Origin of the sequence: Methylobacterium sp. WL7 (assembly GCF_008040085.1) — a bacterium.
GTDB classification, from domain to species: Bacteria; Pseudomonadota; Alphaproteobacteria; order Rhizobiales; family Beijerinckiaceae; genus Methylobacterium; species Methylobacterium mesophilicum.
Genome location: NZ_VRVG01000324.1, coordinates 1 through 1,045, shown reverse-complemented (window position 1 = coordinate 1,045; position 1,045 = coordinate 1). Strand labels below are relative to the sequence as shown.

The following is a 1,045-nucleotide window of genomic DNA, read 5'->3' as shown; positions in this document are numbered from 1 at the left end:
TAGAGCCGTGCCCGGCCGCGTTGCGACGGGTTAGCCGTTTGCAGCGTTGAGTGGTGAAGGAGCCCTCGATGCCTTCACCGTTGTCTGTCGATCTGCGCGAGCGTGTCGTGGCGGCCGTGGCCGAGGGCGCCTCCTTCCATCGAGCGGCGGCCCGGTTCGGTGTAAGCGTGTCGAGTGCCAGCCGCTGGTCGGAGCGGTTCGCGCAGGAAGGCCACGTCGCGCCCAAGCCGACGCGCGGCGACGATCGTCTTCCGGCCATCGAGGGGCAGGCCGATCGGATCCTCTCCACCTACGAAGCCCGGCCCGAGATCTTCCTGCGCGAGTTGCGCGACGCCCTGGCCGCGCAGGGCCTGCAGACCAGCACGAGCGGCCTGTCGCGCTTCTTCGCCCGCCACGGCATCACCCGCAAAAAGGGGCTCTCTATGCGGCTGAGCAGGAGCGGGCCGACGTAAGGGAGGCCCGCCAAGCCTGGTTCGAGGCCCTGCCCGACCTCGACCCGGACACGCTGGTCTTCCTCGACGAGACCGCGGCCGCCACCAACATGGCCCGCCGTTACGGACGCGCCCCGTGCGGTGAGCGGTGCCGGCTCCTCGTGCCGCAGGGCCACTACAAAACTACCACCGTCACAGCCGCCCTGCGCAGCACCGGCCTGTGCGCGCTCAGTCTCGTCGATGGCGCCACCAACGGCGCCCGCTTCCGCAGCTACGTCGCCGACAGCCTCGTCCCGGTGCTGCGACCCGGGGACACCGTCATCCTCGACAACCTGCAAGCTCACAAGGTCGCCGGCGTGCGCGAAGCTATCGAGGCGGTGGGGGCGCGGGTCCTATACCTTCCGCCCTACAGTCCCGAGTTCAATCCGATCGAGCAGATCTTCGCCAAGCTCAAGCACCTGCTGCGAACCGCAACCGCCCGCACCGTGCCCGACCTCTGGGCTGCTATCCGCGAGGCCTTCACCCGCTTCACCCCAGACGAATGCCGCAACTGCATCACCGCCGCCGGATACGAGGACGACTTGGCCGTCGCTACATAAGTGGGAACAGCTCTA

Annotated in this window: 1 protein-coding gene; it reads left to right on the top strand. The window is 68.5% G+C overall.

The features are described from left to right. The first annotated feature begins 68 nt into the window (after nt 1-68). A protein-coding gene (locus FV233_RS29570) for an IS630 family transposase (protein ID WP_147899651.1) occupies nt 69-1,030 on the top strand; the annotation gives its coding sequence in 2 pieces (ribosomal slippage) (nt 69-420 and nt 420-1,030; 963 coding nt in all). Nucleotides 1,031-1,045 lie beyond the last annotated feature (15 nt).